This window comes from Rhizobium sp. RHZ02, from assembly GCF_014851575.1.
In the GTDB taxonomy this organism is placed as follows: Bacteria; Pseudomonadota; Alphaproteobacteria; order Rhizobiales; family Rhizobiaceae; genus Rhizobium; species Rhizobium altiplani.
Genome location: NZ_JACUZX010000098.1, coordinates 1 through 406 on the forward strand (window position 1 = coordinate 1; position 406 = coordinate 406).

A 406-nucleotide genomic window follows, 5' to 3' on the forward strand; every position below is an offset into this window, starting at 1 on the left:
TCGGTCGGCCGGATGACAACGTTGTCGCCCTCGTTGACGATCGTGATCTTGTCGTCCGTCTTGATCGCGCCCTTGGCCACCGCTTGGTCGCGTAGCTGTTGAATGGCCACAAGGACGTCCTTCTGCTGATAGGTGATCGCCTGTCCGAGCGTCTGTGTCCATTCCAGGTCGTCGTTCATCATCTTGACGACCTCAGGATAGTTGAGAAGAGAGATGATACTGCCATCCCAAGTCTCCTTGGGCTTAAGCTTGTCATCAGTCTTCTTCGTTTCAAGGAACCGGTTCGCCTCGACGATCTGCAGCGGAAACAGCGAGCTAGCCGTGATCAGTGCCACGAGGTCATCCGGATAAAGTGCGATGCGCGCGACAAGCGTCTCGAGTTCGTCCTCCGTCAAGGCCTGAGGCG

At 56.7% G+C, this 406-nt stretch carries 1 protein-coding gene; it reads right to left on the minus strand.

The window, feature by feature from the left end:
* On the minus strand, window positions 1–406 hold a 406-nt coding region (locus IB244_RS31685), incomplete at both ends, for a DUF3300 domain-containing protein (RefSeq protein ID WP_192307008.1).